The following is an 867-nucleotide window of genomic DNA, read 5'->3' on the forward strand; positions in this document are numbered from 1 at the left end:
GGGCCCAGCGGTCCACCCGGCGCCGCAACACGCGGGTGAGCCCGGCCTCGGTCGCGGCGAAGCGGGCGAGATGCGCCAGCGCCGCCTCCCGCAGCGCCGCCTCCCCGGGCGGCGGTCCGGCCGGGCGCGGGACGCGGCGGGGCCGCTCGCGGGGCTTGCGGGGCGGGCGGGACTCCTCGGCCATGGCGGCATCCTGCCATGTCGCCGGGCGCCGCCCAAACCGGCCGGCGGCGGTCACGGCACCGCGCCGCCGCGGATCGGCCCTGGCCCGATCCGCCCCGCCGGGGCACATCACCGCCCCATCCGACATCCAGGAGACCCTCGCATGGCCCGCTACCCCACCAATGGCCTCAGCCTCGACCAGGCCAATGCCATCCTCGCCGCCGCTCGCGCCAAGGGGCGGGAGCTGGCCCTGCTGCCGCTGACCGTGGTGGTGCTGGATGCCGGCGGCCAGGTGAAGGCGATGCAGCGGGAGGACGGGTCCTCCCTCCTCCGGCCGGAGATCGCGCTCGGCAAGGCCTATGGCGCGCTGGCGTTGGGGCTGGGCGGACGGGAACTCGCCCGGCGGGCGCAGGCCATGCAGGGCTTCATGAACTCCCTGTCCGACCTGGCGGGCGGGCGTGCCGTGCCGGTGCCGGGCGGCGTCCTGGCCTGCGATGCCGAGGGCATGATCCTGGGCGCGGTCGGCATCAGCGGCGACGTCTCCGCCCAGGACGAGGTCTGCGCCATCGCCGGCATCGAGGCGGCGGGGCTGCGGGCCGACACCGGCGACGCGGCCTGAGGCCTGCCGGGGCAGCCGGCGGCTGCCGGCCGCCCCGGCCAGCGCCGGCGCGCCGTTCCGCGCGGCCGCCAGGCGCGGCTTGCCTT

1 protein-coding gene and 1 pseudogene are annotated in these 867 nt (G+C 78.5%); one reads left to right on the forward strand and one right to left on the reverse strand.

Annotated features, from left to right (window positions below; all coding sequences use genetic code 11):
• Positions 1-184, reverse strand: a pseudogene (locus E2C05_RS32165) (regulatory protein RecX); the annotation flags it as partial.
• A gap of 141 nt (positions 185-325) precedes the next feature.
• On the opposite strand from E2C05_RS32165, the gene E2C05_RS32170 reads away from it, so the two are divergent.
• Positions 326-781 carry a GlcG/HbpS family heme-binding protein gene (locus E2C05_RS32170; RefSeq protein WP_133223643.1) on the forward strand — a complete coding sequence of 152 codons (456 nt, stop codon included), beginning with the start codon at positions 326-328 and terminating at the stop codon, positions 779-781.
• The last annotated feature ends 86 nt before the right edge of the window (positions 782-867 follow it).

Origin of the sequence: Paracraurococcus ruber (genome assembly GCF_004353985.1) — a bacterium.
GTDB classification, from domain to species: domain Bacteria; phylum Pseudomonadota; class Alphaproteobacteria; order Acetobacterales; family Acetobacteraceae; genus Paracraurococcus; species Paracraurococcus ruber.